The organism is Paractinoplanes abujensis (assembly GCF_014204895.1).
GTDB lineage: Bacteria > Actinomycetota > Actinomycetes > Mycobacteriales > Micromonosporaceae > Actinoplanes > Actinoplanes abujensis.
The window spans coordinates 3,795,289-3,810,620 of the sequence record NZ_JACHMF010000001.1 but is presented as its reverse complement, the minus strand read 5'-3'; the positions used below and the strand labels follow the sequence as shown (position 1 = coordinate 3,810,620).

The 15,332-nt window shown below is 71.5% G+C and carries 12 protein-coding genes; 2 read left to right on the top strand and 10 right to left on the bottom strand.

Annotation, left to right across the window (positions count from 1 at the left end; translation table 11 throughout):
* Window positions 1–24: 24 nt before the first annotated feature.
* Complete coding sequence (locus BKA14_RS16945) at window positions 25–765, bottom strand: SDR family oxidoreductase (RefSeq protein WP_184951899.1); 741 nt, start codon at window positions 763–765, stop codon at window positions 25–27.
* A gap of 186 nt (window positions 766–951) precedes the next feature.
* On the opposite strand from BKA14_RS16945, the gene BKA14_RS16940 reads away from it, so the two are divergent.
* Window positions 952–2,601, top strand: a complete 1,650-nt coding sequence (locus tag BKA14_RS16940) for an MDR family MFS transporter (protein WP_184951898.1) — start codon at window positions 952–954, stop codon at window positions 2,599–2,601.
* Window positions 2,602–2,606: 5 nt separating this feature from the next.
* Here the strand turns inward: BKA14_RS16940 and BKA14_RS16935 are convergent, their stop codons facing one another.
* Window positions 2,607–2,975 (bottom strand): hypothetical protein, encoded by a 369-nt coding sequence (locus BKA14_RS16935; protein ID WP_184951897.1) that lies wholly within the window; start codon window positions 2,973–2,975, stop codon window positions 2,607–2,609.
* A gap of 235 nt (window positions 2,976–3,210) precedes the next feature.
* Here BKA14_RS16935 and BKA14_RS16930 point away from each other — a divergent pair, with 235 nt between their 5' ends.
* Complete coding sequence (locus BKA14_RS16930) at window positions 3,211–6,012, top strand: AfsR/SARP family transcriptional regulator (RefSeq protein WP_203722866.1); 2,802 nt, start codon at window positions 3,211–3,213, stop codon at window positions 6,010–6,012.
* Window positions 6,013–6,028: 16 nt separating this feature from the next.
* Here the strand turns inward: BKA14_RS16930 and BKA14_RS16925 are convergent, their stop codons facing one another.
* The 8 genes from BKA14_RS16925 to BKA14_RS16890 form a co-directional block, all read right to left on the bottom strand.
* Window positions 6,029–7,066 carry a hypothetical protein gene (locus BKA14_RS16925; protein ID WP_184951896.1) on the bottom strand — a complete coding sequence of 346 codons (1,038 nt, stop codon included), beginning with the start codon at window positions 7,064–7,066 and terminating at the stop codon, window positions 6,029–6,031.
* Between the two features lie 45 nt (window positions 7,067–7,111).
* Window positions 7,112–8,338 (bottom strand): iron-containing alcohol dehydrogenase, encoded by a 1,227-nt coding sequence (locus tag BKA14_RS16920; RefSeq protein ID WP_184951895.1) that lies wholly within the window; start codon window positions 8,336–8,338, stop codon window positions 7,112–7,114.
* An 18-nt stretch (window positions 8,339–8,356) separates the two neighbouring features.
* Window positions 8,357–9,796 carry an NAD-dependent succinate-semialdehyde dehydrogenase gene (locus BKA14_RS16915; RefSeq protein WP_184956789.1) on the bottom strand — a complete coding sequence of 480 codons (1,440 nt, stop codon included), beginning with the start codon at window positions 9,794–9,796 and terminating at the stop codon, window positions 8,357–8,359.
* Window positions 9,797–9,809: 13 nt separating this feature from the next.
* Window positions 9,810–10,886, bottom strand: a complete 1,077-nt coding sequence (locus BKA14_RS16910) for an ABC transporter ATP-binding protein (protein WP_184951894.1) — start codon at window positions 10,884–10,886, stop codon at window positions 9,810–9,812.
* Window positions 10,886–11,953 (bottom strand): ABC transporter ATP-binding protein, encoded by a 1,068-nt coding sequence (locus BKA14_RS16905; RefSeq protein ID WP_184951893.1) that lies wholly within the window; start codon window positions 11,951–11,953, stop codon window positions 10,886–10,888. The genes BKA14_RS16910 and BKA14_RS16905 overlap by 1 nt, the downstream gene beginning before the upstream one ends.
* Window positions 11,953–12,864 carry a carbohydrate ABC transporter permease gene (locus BKA14_RS16900; protein ID WP_184951892.1) on the bottom strand — a complete coding sequence of 304 codons (912 nt, stop codon included), beginning with the start codon at window positions 12,862–12,864 and terminating at the stop codon, window positions 11,953–11,955. The genes BKA14_RS16905 and BKA14_RS16900 overlap by 1 nt, the downstream gene beginning before the upstream one ends.
* The gene (locus BKA14_RS16895; RefSeq protein ID WP_239093616.1) at window positions 12,864–13,730 is read right to left on the bottom strand and encodes a carbohydrate ABC transporter permease; all 867 of its coding nucleotides are present in this window, start codon (window positions 13,728–13,730) and stop codon (window positions 12,864–12,866) included. The genes BKA14_RS16900 and BKA14_RS16895 overlap by 1 nt, the downstream gene beginning before the upstream one ends.
* An 80-nt stretch (window positions 13,731–13,810) precedes the next feature.
* Window positions 13,811–15,238 carry an ABC transporter substrate-binding protein gene (locus tag BKA14_RS16890; protein ID WP_184951890.1) on the bottom strand — a complete coding sequence of 476 codons (1,428 nt, stop codon included), beginning with the start codon at window positions 15,236–15,238 and terminating at the stop codon, window positions 13,811–13,813.
* Window positions 15,239–15,332: the final 94 nt, after the last annotated feature.

Sequence of the window (15,332 nt, the reverse complement as noted above, 5' to 3'; positions counted from 1 at the left end):
CACCCGCGCGCCGAGAACCCGTGCTCAGCTCTGCTGCTCGGTGCTCCACAGCTGCCACACCGTCGTCCGCACCGAGCGGGGCTGCTCCAGCACGACGCGGATCGTGTGCGCGACGTCTTCGGGACGAAGGTAGGCGTCGAGGTCGGGGGAGCCTTCGGTGCGGCCGGCGCCGATCGCGAACTCGGTCGCCGTCCCGGCCGGGCAGATGAGGGTGACGCGGATACCTTCGGCGCGCAGTTCCCGGTCGAGGGAGCCGGCCAGGCCCACCTGAGCGTGCTTGGTGCCCGCGTACACGGCCTCGTCCGCACCGCCGCGGAACCCGGCCACCGAGGAGACGACGATGATGTCACCGCCGCCGTCCTGCGCGCGGAACTGCTTGACGGCCGACCGCACACTCCAAACGGTGCCCAAGTAGTTGGTCTCGACCATTTCGGTCAGGGTGTCGTCGTCGAGGTCGAGGATCCCGCCGTACGCGCCGATGCCGGCGTTGGCCACCATCGTGTCGAGCCGTCCCCACTTGTCGACGGCCGCCTTGACCAGGGCGTCGTTCAGGCCGGGATCGCGGACGTCGCCGACGACCGGCACCACCTTGTCCTCGCCCAGGTCACTGACGATCTTGGCCAGGCGGTCCTCGCGGCGCGCCGACACGGCGACGCGCGCGCCCGCGTCGACCAGGGAATAGACGGAGGCCGCACCGATACCGGCGCTGGCACCGGTGATCGCGACGACGGTGCCGTCCAGGGAACGAGTGGTGGCGTAGGGCATGAGGCTCTCCCGGTTGATCTGATCTTGTGCAGTGTGCGCTTACCCAGCCTCGCCCGAAGTACAGCTGCGCGCGGACGCTTCTTCGGGTTTCGCCGGTCGGCCGCGGGGGATGCATCGCCGGCGCCACCGCTTCACCCGGTTCCTCGAACGGTCCCTGACCAGCCACGACAGCCTGGAGGCGGCGCGATGAGCGCATCCACTACGCCGGCCGGCACGGCAGCCGCCGGACCGATGAGCCACCGGCAGACGCTGCAGGCTCTCAGCGGACTGCTGCTGGTGCTCTTCGTCGCCATGCTCAGCGCCACCGTCGTCTCCACCGCGCTGCCCACCATCATCGGCTCGCTGAACGGGTCGCAGACCCAGTACACGTGGGTGGTGACGGCGACCCTGCTCACCGCCACGGCGGCCACGCCGATCTGGGGCAAGCTGGCTGACCTGTTCAGCAAGAAGCTGCTGATCCAGGTCGCGATCGGCGTCTTCGTCGTCGGGTCGGTCCTGGCCGGCTTCAGCCAGTCCGCCGGCCAGTTGATCGCGTCCCGCGCCTTCCAGGGCGTCGGGGTCGGCGGTCTGCAGGCCCTCGTCCAGGTCGCCATCGCCGCGATGATCCCGCCGCGGGAGCGCGGCCGCTACAACGGCTACCTCGGCGGCGTCATGGCGGTGGCGACGGTCGGTGGTCCGCTGCTGGGTGGTCTGATCGTCGACACCTCGTGGCTGGGCTGGCGCTGGTGCTTCTTCGTCGGCGTCCCCGTCGCGGCGATCGCGCTGGTGCTGTTGCAGTTCACCTTGAAGCTGCAGACCGTGCGCCGCGACACCGTGCGCATCGATTACCTGGGCGCCACGTTGATCGCCGCGGGCGTCAGCCTCCTGCTCATCTGGGTCTCGTTCGTCGGCGGTTCGTTCCCCTGGTTGTCCTGGCCGACCGCCGCCATGGTGACCGGCTCGGTCGTCCTGCTGGCTCTGGCCGTACGGGTGGAGGTGCACGCGGCCGAGCCGATCGTGCCGTTGCCCGTCCTGCGCGCCCGTAATACTGCCCTGGCCATCGTGGCCAGCCTCGCGGTCGGCATGGCCATGTTCGGCGGTGCGGTCTTCCTGGGCCAGTACTTCCAGGTCGGCCGTGGTTACAGCCCCACCCAGGCGGGCCTGCTCACCGTCCCGATGATGGCGGGTGTGCTGCTCACCTCGATCGTGGCCGGCCGCATGATCACTGCCAGCGGCCGGGTCAAGCCCTACATCGTCACCGGCACCGTCGTGCTGGTGGCCGGCTTCGCCGTGCTGGCCACGATCGACCACCGGACCCCGCTGTGGTTCGTCGGCGCGGGCATGTTCCTGGTCGGCGCGGGCGTCGGCCTGGCGATGCAGAACCTGGTCCTCGCGGTGCAGAACAGCGTCTCGCTCTCCGACATCGGCGCCGCCAGCTCGGCGGTGGCGTTCTTCCGGTCGCTGGGCGGCACGATCGGCGTGTCAGTGCTCGGTGCGGTGCTGGCCCGCCGGGTGGCCGACCAGATCAGCCGGGATCTGGCCGCGGCCGGGATCCCCGCCGCCGGTAGCGGCGGCGGGGGCAGCAGCCTCAACCTCGACGTGCTGCCTGACGCCGTGCAGCAGATCGTCCGCGCCGCCTACGGTGACGCCACCGGCCACATTTTCCTGCTCTCGGCCGTCATCGCGGTGGTCGGCGTCCTGGCGGCGGCCGCCCTGAGGCCGGTCACCCTGCGCGACAGCCTGGACCTGAACGACCGGGGCGCGGCCACTGCCGTCGGCGCCCACGCCCTGCACTGCGCCCCGGCCATCGACCAGGTCGGGCCCCTGGCCGGTCAGGAGCCGGCCGGCCGGCGTTGAGGCGGTCAGGGGCGCCTGGGTGAGCCCGGTCGCCGGGAGCCGGGTCGCCGGCCGTGACGCGGGGATCCGGAGCTGCGCCGGGCCGGCTGGTCGGACGGGCCGTCGACGGCGCCGGGGCTCGAGAACGTCACCGAAGGCGCGGTGGGCCGGGAGGACACCGGTGGCGGCCATTGCGACGCGACGAGCTGCGCTCCGGTGACGGGCAGCGCGGGTGAGATCTGGTCGAGCAGGCGCTGCGCGGTGGCGGCGTCGATCTCGAGATCGGCGCTGATCCGCACGTCGGCCGCCGTGGCCAGGTCCACGACGTCGTCGTCGGTGAAGTCATCGGTTCCGAGGGCACTGAGCCGCCGCGCCAATTCATGCACATTCACCATCTGCTGCCTCACCACGCATCGCTGTCGACCCAGCGTAGCCGCCGCCCTCACGGTCCGGCGGCGGGCCTCGCCCGAACCGCACTCGTGGATGCGAATCTGCCGGTGATCGGCGGCCGGAGTGTTCCGGCCGCCGATCAGCGACCCCCGTTGTGACGTCCTCATCCAGGATCGCTGATGCCGCCCTGCGGTTCGCTTGTGAAATCCTTGTGGCTCGGAGCAAGTGGGCGGGAGCGGCGTGATCGAGTTTCAGTTGCTGGGCCCGGTGGAAATGGTGGCCGGCGGCCGGCGCGTCGACGCCGGCCAGCCACGGCAGCGGGCGATCCTGGCGGCGCTGCTGGCGGACGCCGGTCGGCCCGTCCCGGTCGGCACGCTGATCGAGCGGGTGTGGGGGCCGGAGCCGCCCCGCACGGTCCGCGCGTCGCTGCAGGCACACATCACCCGGATCCGGCAGACGCTCGAGCAGGCGGCGGCACCGGGTGAGAAAGTGATAACGCTTGGCAACAAGGCTGGCTCGTATCTGCTCGACGTCGATCCGCTGCAGGTCGATCTGCACCGTTTCCGGCATCTCGCCGCCTCGGGCGGGCTGGAGCCGCTGCGCCAGGCCATCGGGCTGTGGCACGGGGAACCGCTGGCCGACGTGAGCGGGGCCTGGGCCGAGCGGGCCCGGCAGGCCTGGCGGCGCGAACATCTGGCCGCGTCGGTGGCCTGGGGCCGGGCCGAGCTGACGGCGAACCCGGCCGCCGTCGTTCCGGCCCTCGGCGACTTGGCTCGGGAACATCCGCTCAACGAGGCGCTGGCCGCGGTCGTCATCGAGGCGCTGGCCGCGGCGGGCCAGCCGGCCGAGGCGTTGTCCTACTACGAGGACGTACGCCGGAAACTGCTCGAGGAGCTCGGTGCCGACCCGAGCGCCGAGCTGCAGAAGATTCACCGGTCGATCCTGCGGGGCGTGGCGCCGCCCGCGCCGGCCCCCGCGGCCCCGGCCCCGGCCGCTCCGGCGCAGCTGCCCGCCGACGTCTCCGGCTTCGCCGGCCGCGACGACCAGCTCGCCCTGCTGGACGACCTCCTGCGGACCACCCCGCCGGGGAGCCTTCAGGCGGGGCCCGGGGCGCCGGTCATCGCCGTCTCCGGTGTGGCCGGGGTCGGCAAGACCACCCTGGTGGTGCACTGGGCGCACCGGGTCGCGAACGACTTCCCCGACGGTCAGCTGTACGTGAATCTTCGCGGGTTCGACCTGTCCGGGCGGCCGATGGACCCGGCCGACGCCGTGCGCGGCTTCCTTGACGCCCTCGGTGTGCCCACCGGCCGCATCCCCGCCGGCCTGGACGCTCAGGCGGGGCTCTACCGTAGCCTGCTGTCCGGCCGGCGGATCCTGATCGTGCTCGACAACGCCCGGGACGCCGAGCAGGTCCGCCCGCTGCTGCCGGCCACGCCCGGGGCCCTGGTCGTGGTGACCTCCCGCAACCGGCTGACCGGGCTGGTGGCGACCGTCGGCGCACATCCGGTGACACTGGGCGTGCTGTCCCTGCCGGAAGCGCGTGACCTGCTCAGCCGCCGGCTCGGCACGGCCCGGACTCGCCGGGAACCGCACGCGGTGAACAGCATCATCGCCTCCTGCGCGCGCCTGCCGATCGCGTTGGCTATCACCGCGGCCCGCGCCCGGCAGAACGACTTCCCGCTCGCCGCGCTGGCCGGCGAACTCGCCGGCCCGGACGACCGCTTGGACGCCTTGGACACCGGCGACCCGGCGGTGCAGGTGCGGGCGGTGTTCTCCTGGTCGTACGCCGCCCTGAGCGACGCCGCGCAGCGGCTGTTCCGGCTGCTGAGCCTGCATCCCGGGCCGGACGTCGCGACGTCCGCGGCGGCCGCCCTCGGCGGGCAGCGCCCGGCCCAGGCCCGGCGCCTCCTGGGCGAGCTGACCCAGGCCAGCCTGCTCGCCGAGCACTCCCCGGGCCGGTACTCGTGGCACGACCTGGTGCGCGTGTACGCCGGCGACCTGACCGCCGTCCACGACTCCGACGCCGACCGCGACGCCGCGACCGTCCGTCTGATCGACTACTACGCGCACACCGCGCACGCCGCGGACCGGATGCTCTATCCGGCCCGCGACCCGATCGACGTGCCGTTGCCGCCGGACACCGGCTCCGGTGCGGACGCCTTCACCGACCACCGGCAAGCCCTGGCCTGGTTCGCCGCCGAGCGGCCGGCGCTGCTGGCCGTCGCCCGCACTGCCGCCGCCTCCGGGCGGGACGCGCGGGCCTGGCAGCTCGCCTGGGCGCTCGACACCTACCTCTTCCGCGGCGGGCACCGCCACGACCGGCTCGAGGCCTGGACGAACGCGCTCGCAGGGGCGGAGCGCCTCGGTGGGGAACCACTGGCCGGCGCCCACCGGAGTCTGTCCCGGGCCAACATCATCCTCGGCCGGCTCGACGTGGCCCGCTCCCATCTGGGCCGCGCCCTGGAGTTGAGCGTCCGCTCCGGCAACCGCGGCGGTCAGGCGTTCGTGCACAACACCTTGGCGGTCATCAACGGCATCGAGCACCAGCACGCGCAGGCCCTGGAGCATGCCCGCAAGGCCCTCGCGCTCTACGAGGAGGCCGGCAACCTGCGGGGACAGGCCGTGGCGCTGAGCAGTATGGCCTGGCACAGCACGCTCGGCGGGGACCATCACGAGGCCATCGAGTACGGGCAGCGGTCGCTCGCGGTGAACCAGCGGGTCGGCGACAAACGCGGGCAGGCCGACGTGTGGGACACCATCGGCCACGCCCATCACCACCTCGGCCGCTACGACGAGGCAAGGGAGTGTTACCGGCGCAGCGTGGACCTGACCCGCGACATCGGCGACCGGCTGGCCGAGGCGCAGATCCTGGTGCATCTGGGCGACACGCACGAGGCGGCCGGCAACCCCGCGGCGGCGCGCGGCGAATGGACCGATGCGCTGCGCATCTTCGTCGACCTCGACCACACCGACGCGCAGGGCGTCCGGGACCGGCTGGAGGCTCTGCCCGGCGTCGGCCACGGCTTGCGGCCGGCGCACTGACGGCGGGCCGGCCCGCTCACGGCGGGGCGAACCTCGTCCGGAGGATGCTGCTGGTCACGCCGAGCAGCAGCAGGTCGACGCCGAGGCCGGCGACCGCGGTGAACTGGGAGGCCGCGAAGTGGAACACCTGCGTCACCAGCAGGCTGGTCAACGCCGAGCGCTGCAGCCACTCCACGGCGGCGCGCCCGGCGCCGGTCCGCCACCGCCACAGCCCCACGGTGGTGCAGATCAAGCAGACGGCCGTTCCGGTCAGGGTGCCCGCGGTGACCAGGACGTACGACTCGTTCGCGCGCCACAGTGAGACGACGACGGCAGTGGCGCCGAGTGCCTGCAGGACCAGCAGCGTCGCCACCACGGTGACGGCGAAACGGGACGACGCCACCCGGGCCAGGGCCGCCGTGACCCGATGCCACAGCAGCTCGAAGCGCTGGGGGAGCGGGGAGACCCGCGGTTCCACGTCGGCCAGCAGGTCGCGCAGCTGCTGGGCACCCTTGACGGTGCTGATCGCGTCGAGGGTGCGCAGAACCTCCTGCCGCCGGCGGTCGGGCAGTCGTCCGGCCAGCCCGTCGACGAGCACGTGGGCCGCGTTGGCCACCTTCTCCTGGTCGCTCAGGGGGCGCCGGCGGCGACCGGCCTGGGCCGCCACGACGAGGGTCACGAAAACGACGTACATGATGGCCGGGGCCGGCTCGAAGAAGTAGTCGTTGTCGGCCGTGACGAACTTGCCGACCTCGTCGATGAACAGCCCGAAGCCCACCCCGCCGAGCAGCGCGGCCACCGGACGGGGGCCGCGGCCGATGAAGGCGAACCCCGTCACGAGGCCGGCCAGCATCAGCAGGCCGCCGGGAAGCACATGGGCGATGTGCAGGCCGGTGTCGCCACCGATCTGCGGGTATCCGGTCAAGGCCAGAAACGCGCGGGTGATCAGGATGGTCGAGACCGCCGAGACGACGAACGTCGTCAGGTGAACGGTCGCCTTCTCCGACCGTACGAGATCGAGGTGAAGCAGCTGCCGCACCTGCTGAGCTGCGGCAATCTTGGTCGGTGGGGGCACCGGCCCACGATAGGCCGTACCGGCGGTGACGCGGGGAGCGGCCGGTCACGGCGTCAGGACGGGGCGGCTGCGGTCTCCGGTCCAGGCCGCTTCGAGCAGCGCGGTCAGGCTGGCGGTGTCGGTCGGGCCGGGATGGTTCTGGATCAGGCGGGTGACACCGCTCGCCATCTCCGCGAAACGCGGGAGGTCGGCCCGGGCGACCCCGATGTCGGCCAGGGTGGCCGGAATGCCGATGTCCGCCAGGAGTGCGTCGAGCCAGGTGAGAAACGTGTCGGCCGCTTCGCCCGCCGAGGCGCCGGCCACGTCCAGCCCGCACACCGTGGCCAGGGTGGCCAACCGGTCGCCGATGGCCTCGCGCGCCGCGTCCAGCGCGTAGGGCAGCAGCAACCCGACGCCCAGCCCGTGCGGCGTGTGCGTGGCCGCGCCGATCGGGTACTGGAGGGCGTGCGGGGCCGCGTTGCCCGCGTGCGAGAACGCGAGGCCGGCGAGCATGGACCCGTAGGACATGTCCGCGCGCGCCGTCGTGTCGCCACCGTCCTCGACCGCGCGGCGCAGGCTCCGGGCGATCCGCTCCGCGGCCTGCAGCGCGTAGTGGTCGGTGACCGGGTTGCGGCCGAGGAAGACCTGCTCCACCGGGTCGCGCGGCCCGTGCGCCCGCGGCCGCGCGGTGTAGCTCTCGACCGCGTGACAGAAGGCGTCGATACCGGAGTGGGCGGTGACGGTCGCCGGGCAGCTGTAGGTGAGCTCGGGGTCGACGATGGCGAAGTCGGGCACGATGTGAACGCTGGAGACCCCCACCTTCAGCGCCCGGTCCGGGTCGGTCAGCACCGAGACGGGGGTGAGCTCGGAGCCGGTGCCGGACGTGGTGGGCACGGCGACGAGCGGAATCGTCGGTCCCGGCACCTTCGACTCGCCGTAGAAGTCGCGCGGCGTCCCACCGTGACGCCGGATGACGCCGACGATCTTGGCGAGGTCGATCACCGTGCCACCCCCGACGGCCAGGATCACGTCGGCGTCCACCTCGGCCGCGGCCGCGACGGCCAGGCTCACGTCGGTCAGCGGGACGTCCGGGGTCGCGTCGGCGAAGACCTCCACGAGCTCGACCCTCTCCCGTACGGCGGCCACGATCGCGGCCACGGCCGGCTGCCCCAGGAGAATGCGATCGGTCACGACGAGCACGCGCGAGCCGCTCTCGGCCACCACTCGAGGGATGTTCTGCGCGACCCCTTCGCCCACTATCAACTGGCGTGGCCCGCGGACGGTTTCCAGCATGTCGATGCCTTTCCGAGGTCACGGTAGGTCGATCGCGGCGTAGGTGAGGTCGAGGTACTCTCCGATGCCCTCGTGCGACCCCTCCTTGCCGATCCCGGACTGTTTCACGCCGCCGAACGGGGCCGACGGGTCCGATATGAGGCCGCGGTTGATGCCGAGCATTCCGGTGTCCAGCCCTTCGGCGAACCGGAGCGCCCGCTGCAGGTCGCGGGTGAAGACGTACGCGACCAGGCCGTACTCGGTGTCGTTGGCCTTCGCCAGCACCTCGTCGTCGGACGTGAACGCGAGAATCGGGGCGACCGGGCCGAAGATCTCGGTCCGCAGCATCCGCGCCTCCGCGGGCACGTCCACCAGGACCGTGGGCGGATAGAAGGAGCCCGGCCCGTCCGGACGCGCGCCGCCCACCAGGACCCGGGCACCGCGCCCGGCCGCATCGGCGACGAGTTCGTCGATCCTGGTCACCGAGGCCTCGTCGATCAGCGCGCCGACGGTCACGCCGTCGTCGAGTCCATGGCCCAGGCGCAGCGCGCCCATCCGCTCGGCGAAGCGCGCCGTGAACTCCTCGCGCACCGGCTCCTCGACGTAGATCCGGTTGGCCGCGACGCAGGACTCCCCGATGTTGCGCATCTTGGCCACCATGGCCCCGTCGACCGCGACGTCCAGGTCGGCGTCCGCGCAGACGATCAGGGCCGCGTTGCCGCCCAGTTCCATCGAGGTGCGCAGCACGTTGTCCGCGGCCTGCCGCAGCAGCACCCGCCCGACCTCGGTCGACCCGGTGAACGAGAGCTTGCGGGTGCGGCTGTCGGCCAGCAGCGCCGAGACCACCGCGCCGGACCGTCTGGTGGTCACCACGTTGACCACGCCCGGCGGCACGCCGGCTTCCTCCATGATGCGGGCCAGCAGCAGCATGGTCAGCGGGGTCTGCGCGGCCGGCTTGGTGATCGTCGTGCACCCCGCGGCCAGCGCCGGAGCGATCTTGCGGGCGCCCATGGCCAGCGGGAAGTTCCAGGGTGTCACGAAGACGCACGGCCCGACCGGCTTGGGCACGGTGAGGATGCGGTAGCCGCCCTGCGGAGCGGTGTTGTAACGCCCCTCGACGCGTACGGCCTCCTCGGCGAACCAGCGGAAGAACTCGGCGCCGTACGCGACCTCGGCCCGGGCTTCGGCGAGCGGCTTGCCCATCTCGAGCGTGATCAGCCGGGCGACCTCCTCGGACCGCGCGGTCAGGGCCCGGTACGTCGCGGTCAGCAACTCCGACCGTCGCCGCGGCGGGGTCGCCGCCCACCGCGGCCCGGCCGCGCTCGCCGCGTCCAGAGCGGCGAGCCCGTCCGCGACATCGGCGTCCGCCACCTCGGCGAGGGGTTTGCCGGTGGCCGGATCTTCGACCGTGAAGGTGGCTCCGCCGGTGGCGTCGCGCCAGGCGTCGCCGATCCGGAGCCGTCGGTGCCCGGGAGCCAGAACGTCCACGCGATCACCGCCCGGCCGAGGACAACGACAGCCCGGTGCCGGCGTCGAACAGATGCGCCCGGTCCAGGTCGACCGTGACGTGCAGCCGCTCGCCGGGCGTGCCGGTGATGGTGGGCCGGGCCTTGACCTTCAAGATCTCCGTGCCGACCCGGACGTCGACCACCGTGCGGTCCCCGAGCGGCTCCAGCCCGTAGACCTCGCCCGGCAACGACGCGTTCCCGCGCCGCTCGACGGACAGGTCCTCGGCCCGCAGGCCCAGCAGCAGCGGGCGGCGGTCCTCGGCGGTGGTCCAGCGCGGCCGCGGCAGCGTCCAGCCGTCCGCACCGACCAGACGGTCGCCCTCGGCGTGGCAGGCGAGCAGGCTGATCGGCGGGCTCCCGACGAACCCCGCGACCCATCGGTCGGCCGGACGCTCGTACACCTCGGCCGGCGTGCCGACCTGCTGCACCTTGCCCTCCTTGAGGATCGCGACCTGATCGGCCATGGACAACGCCTCCACCTGGTCGTTGGTCACGTAGACGAAGGTGGCGCCGAGGCTGCGGTGGATGCGGGTGAGCTCGGTGCGCATCTCGACGCGGAGCTTGAGGTCGAGATTGGTCAGCGGCTCGTCCATGAGGAACGCGCGCGGGCGGCGCACCAGCGCCCGGGCCAGGGCGACCCGCTGCATCTCGCCGCCCGACAACTGCGCCGGACGCCGTTGCAGCAGACGTTCGATGTGCAGCAGGCTCGCCACCCGTTGCACGGCCTCGGCGATCTCGCCCGCGGAGCTGCGGCGGGCCCGCAACGGCGAGGCGATGTTCTCGTACGCGGTGCGTCGCGGATAGAGGGCGTAGCTCTGGAAGACCATAGCCAGGTCGCGTGCGGCAGGGGTGTCCGCGGTGGCGTCCCGGCCGTCCAGGTGCACCGAGCCGGCGTCGAGGCGCTCGAGGCCGGCGATCGCCCGCAGGGTCGTCGTCTTGCCCGCCCCGGACGGCCCGAGCACGACGAAGAACGAGCCGTCCGGCACGTCGAGCGTCACCCCGTCCAGGGCTTGGACCTTGCCGAAGGACTTGCGCAGCCCGTGCGCCGCCACGGTTCCCATCAGGCCACCAACTCTTCCGTGCGTACGTCGTAGACCGCCGGGGTCCCGCCGGTGTGCCGCAGCCCGACCGGTGCGTCGGCGGCGAAACGGACCGTCGGCGCCATCCGCACCCGCACGTCGCGCCGCCCGCCGTGGTCGACCACGTAGATGATTTCGTCGCCCAGCCACTCCGCCGAGATGACGCGGGCCGGGATCGAGCGGTCCGCACCGGGCTCGGTGACTTCCAGCGCCTCCGGCCGGACACCGGCGACCAGGGCACGGTCGCGGGGCAGACCGGGCGGTGGGGTGAGGGCCAGCCCGCCCTGACCGCGCAGCTTCCCGTCGGCCACGTCCACCTCGATCAGGTTCATCGGCGGGGAGCCGATGAAGGCGGCGCAGAACAGACTGGCCGGACGGTCGTAGACCTCCAGCGGGGTGCCGATCTGCTCCACGCGGCCCTTGTTGAGGATGGCGATCCGGTGCCCGAGCGACATGGCCTCGACCTGGTCGTGGGTGACGTACACCATCGTCGTGCCCAGCTCGCCCTGCAAGTGCTTGATCTCCGTACGCATGTCCGCCCTCAGCTCCGCGTCCAGGTTGGTGAGCGGCTCGTCCATGAGGAAGGCGCGCGGCCGTCGCACCAGGGCGCGGGCGAGCGCGACGCGCTGCTGCTCGCCGCCGGACAGCTGGCGGGGGCGCCGGTCCAGCAGGGGAGCCAGCCGCATCAGCCGGGCGGCCTCGTCGACGCGCTCGCGTACCTGCGCCTTGGGCAGTCCCTCGGCCCGCAGCGGGAACGCGAGGTTGTCGCGGGTCCGCAGGTGCGGGTAGAGCGCGTAGAACTGGAACACCATGGCGATGTCGCGCTGGGCGGGCGGCAGATCGTTGACCAGGGTGGGCCCGATGCGGATGTCGCCGCTGGTCTGTCTCTCCAGGCCGGCCACGGCTCGCAGTGTGGTGGTCTTGCCGCAGCCCGACGGGCCGAGCATCACGAACAGCTCGCCGTCGCCGATGGACAGGTCCACGTGCTCGACCGCCACCGTCCCGTCGGGGTAGCGCTTGTGCAGGGCGGTCACCTCGATGCCGGCCATCAGCGTCGCACCGCCCCGAGCGTCACACCGGCGACGAGGTGCTTGCGCACCAGGTAGGCGAAGACGAGCACCGGCAGGGCGAACACCACCGATGACGCGGCCACGAGCCCCCAGTCCACTGTGGTGCCGCCGATCAGACCCGCGATCGCGGGCGGGGCCGTCCGTACCTCGTCGCTGGAGGTGAGGAAGATGGCGAACACGAACTCGTTCCACGAGAAGATGAGGGCGAAGACCGCGGTGGCGGCGATGCCGGGCACGAGCAGCGGCAGCGTGAACTTGCGGAACGCCTGCAAGCGCGTGTAGCCGTCGAGCATCGCGGCATCCTCGTACTCCGCGGGCACCTCGTCGACGAACCCCTTCATCATCCAGATCGTGAACGGGACGTTGAATGCGGTGTAGATGAGGATCAGGCCGAGCGCGCTGTCGATGAGCCCGACCTGGCGGTACATCAGGAAGATCGGGATCACGACCACCACCGGCGGCATGAACCGGGTGGACAGGATGAAGAACAGCTGGTCCTTCTTGGCTTTCAGGGCGAAGCGCGAGTAGGCCCAGGCCGCCGGGACCCCGAGCACAGTGGCCAGCAGCGTGGAGACCCCGGCGACGATCACGGAGTTGAGGAACGACGTGGACAGGGTGGAACGTCCGCCGCCGGAGGAGACGAACACGTCGCGGTAATGGTCCAGGGTGACCGTGAAGTCGAAGAACTTGGCCGGTACGGCGTAGACGTCCCGGTTCTCCTTGAGCGAGGTCTCGATCATCCACAGCACCGGGAAGAGCATCACGACGGCCAGCAGGGTCAGCAGCGCGATCTCGAGCACGGAGCGGCCCCGGCCGGCGAGACGGCGCGTGGGTGGCGCGTGGTCCCGGACGGGACCCGGGGCGACGGCCTCGTTGACGGAGACGGCCATCAGTCCTCCTTGAGCTTGTTCAGGTAGCGCAGGTAGAGCTGCGTGAGGACGATGACGACGAGGACCATGAGGATCCCGTACGCCGACGCGGTTCCGGTGTTGAAGCCGAGGAACGCGACCTTGTAGACGTGGAACGACAACGTCTCGGTCGAGACCCCCGGCCCTCCGCTGGTGAGGATGTAGACGAGGTCGAACAGCCGGAACGCCTCGATGGCCCGGAACAGCACGGCGATCAGCAGCAGCGGCCACACCAGCGGCAGGGTGATGGTGCGGAAGCGGAACCACTCCGACGCCCGGTCGATCGAGGCCGCCTCGTACAGGTACTTGGGCACCGCGGTCAGCCCGGCCAGGGCGATGAGCATGATGAACGGCGTCCACTGCCAGGTGTCCACCACGATCAGCGAGACCAGCGCCGTACGCTGCCGGGTCAGCCACTCCACCGGTTCCAGCCCGAGCGAGCCGAGCAGGCTGTTGACCACGCCGAACTGCGCGTCGAGCATGAAGCGCCAGAACAGCCCGACCACGACCGGCGACAACATCATCGGCACCAGGAACAGGGTGGTCAGCAGGCCCCGCCCGTGCGTACGCCGGGAGATCAGGTAGGCGATGGTGAACCCGAGCACGGTCTGCAGGCCGACCGCGCCCACCACGTAAACCAGCGTCGTCAAGGCCCGCTGGTGGACCTGCGCCGACGTGAGAATGGCGGTGTAGTTGCCGAACCAGACGAAGGCCGCCGGCCCGCCCCGGGTGGCCGAGTAGTCGGTGAAGGACAGGTACAGCGCCCACAGCAACGGGAACACCGACATGGCGAGCAACAGCAGCAGCGCGGGCGCGATGAAGACCACGGCGAGCCGGCGGTCCGTCATCCTCGGGGACCGGTCCCGGGCCGGCGGCGTCGGCGTCGCCACCGGCCCGGGACGGTCGGTCGTCGCAGCGGCGGGATCACTCACAGTCCGCCGCCGCCCTTGCGGCCACTGGAGTCGAGCACGCTCTGCTGCTCCTTGGCGATGTCGTCGAGCGCCTGCTTGGGCTCCTTCGCGCCGTTGAGGGCCGCGTTCACGTTGGTGTTCTCGATGTCGACCAGGCGCGCGTACTCCGGCACGTTCCACATGTCGCGCATCCGTGGCACCGAGTCGGCGTACACCTTGTTGAAAGGCCCGGCGTTGAGGAACTCGGGCGACTGGATGGCGTCGGTGCGCGAGGGCACCCCACCGGCCGCGGCCCACTTCTTCTGGATGTCGGCCTGCTCGAACCACTTCATGAAGTTCAGAGCCTCGGCCTGCTGCGCCGCGGGGGAGTAGGCCGACACGTGCATCCCCATGCCGCCGAGCGGAACCAGGTCCGTCTTCTGTCTGGGCAGGGTGGCGAAACCCAGCTTGCCGAGGATCTGCTCACGCGTCTTGCCCAGAGCCGACTGCTTCGGGTCGAGCAGACCGCCGCTGGCCGCGATCCAGTTGAATGCGATGCAGGCCTTGCCCTGGGCGACCGCCGCGTTCACCTCGTCGATGAACCAGTTTCCGGAGCCCTTGGCCGTCAGCGGCTTCATCTTGGTGACCAGGACGTCCATCGCCTCCTGGCCGGCCGCGTCGTTCAGCACGCCCTCGATCTTCTTGGTCTTGGCGTCCCAGAGGTTGCCGCCGTAGACGCCGTTGACCGTGTTGTAGGTGACGGCCGCGGCGTCGGAGCCGTTGGCCTGGTGGAAGGCCAGCCCGCTGACGCCGGGGTTCTCCGCCTGGCACTTAGCGGCGGCCGCGATCATGTCGTCCCACGTCTGCGGCGGATCGCCGATCAGGTCCTTGCGGTAGATCATCGTCCAGGTGTCGCCGAGCAGCGGCAGCCCGTACAGGCTGGCGTTCTCGTCGCGTTGACCGGTCTCGGCCTGCGGGAACTGGCCGTAGGCGGCCAGCAGGTACGGGTCGTAGGCGTCGACCTCGATGTTGTTCTTGACGAAGTCGGTGAGGTCGAGAATGTTGCCGTTCGTCACGGCCTCGCCGATGTGCTGCGAGTCCAGGATCGCGATGTCGAAGTCGGTCTTACGCGCGGCGAACTGGGTGAACATGGCGTCGTGCCAGTTCGCGTTGGGCACGGTGTTGACCTTGATGGTCGTGTTCGGCCGCACCTTCTTGTACTCCTCGTTCGCGAAGGCCTCCAGCGCTTTCGCGGGGGGCCACTCGAACCAGACGAAGCTGAGAGTGAGCGGGTCCGTGCTGAGTTCCGGAACGGCCGCCGGCGCCTTGGGGGCTCCCGTCGTCGCGTCGTCGTCCTGACCGCCGCCGCACGCCGCCACTGTGGTGACCATGAGCAGCATGGCCGCCGTGGCCAGCCGCACGCGACCGGGAACGGCCGGTCGTCCTCTTCGCTTCGGGTACCGCATATCGCTGCCTGCTTTCTGGGAGGGGACGTGTGCGGCCTCGCTTCGGTGCGCTGAGCGGCAGGTCTCGGGTCTCGGCCACGGTGTTCGCGTGGTC

Bases quoted from the DNA above. Each gene is read 5' to 3' on its own strand.
- BKA14_RS16945 (WP_184951899.1), bottom strand. From the start codon at position 765: ATGCCCTACGCCACCACTCGTTCCCTGGACGGCACCGTCGTCGCGATC.
- BKA14_RS16940 (WP_184951898.1), top strand. From the start codon at position 952: ATGAGCGCATCCACTACGCCGGCCGGCACGGCAGCCGCCGGACCGATG.
- BKA14_RS16935 (WP_184951897.1), bottom strand. From the start codon at position 2,975: ATGGTGAATGTGCATGAATTGGCGCGGCGGCTCAGTGCCCTCGGAACC.
- BKA14_RS16920 (WP_184951895.1), bottom strand. From the start codon at position 8,338: ATGCTGGAAACCGTCCGCGGGCCACGCCAGTTGATAGTGGGCGAAGGG.
- BKA14_RS16910 (WP_184951894.1), bottom strand. From the start codon at position 10,886: ATGGGAACCGTGGCGGCGCACGGGCTGCGCAAGTCCTTCGGCAAGGTC.
- BKA14_RS16905 (WP_184951893.1), bottom strand. From the start codon at position 11,953: ATGGCCGGCATCGAGGTGACCGCCCTGCACAAGCGCTACCCCGACGGG.
- BKA14_RS16900 (WP_184951892.1), bottom strand. From the start codon at position 12,864: ATGGCCGTCTCCGTCAACGAGGCCGTCGCCCCGGGTCCCGTCCGGGAC.
- BKA14_RS16895 (WP_239093616.1), bottom strand. From the start codon at position 13,730: ATGACGGACCGCCGGCTCGCCGTGGTCTTCATCGCGCCCGCGCTGCTG.
- BKA14_RS16890 (WP_184951890.1), bottom strand. From the start codon at position 15,238: ATGCGGTACCCGAAGCGAAGAGGACGACCGGCCGTTCCCGGTCGCGTG.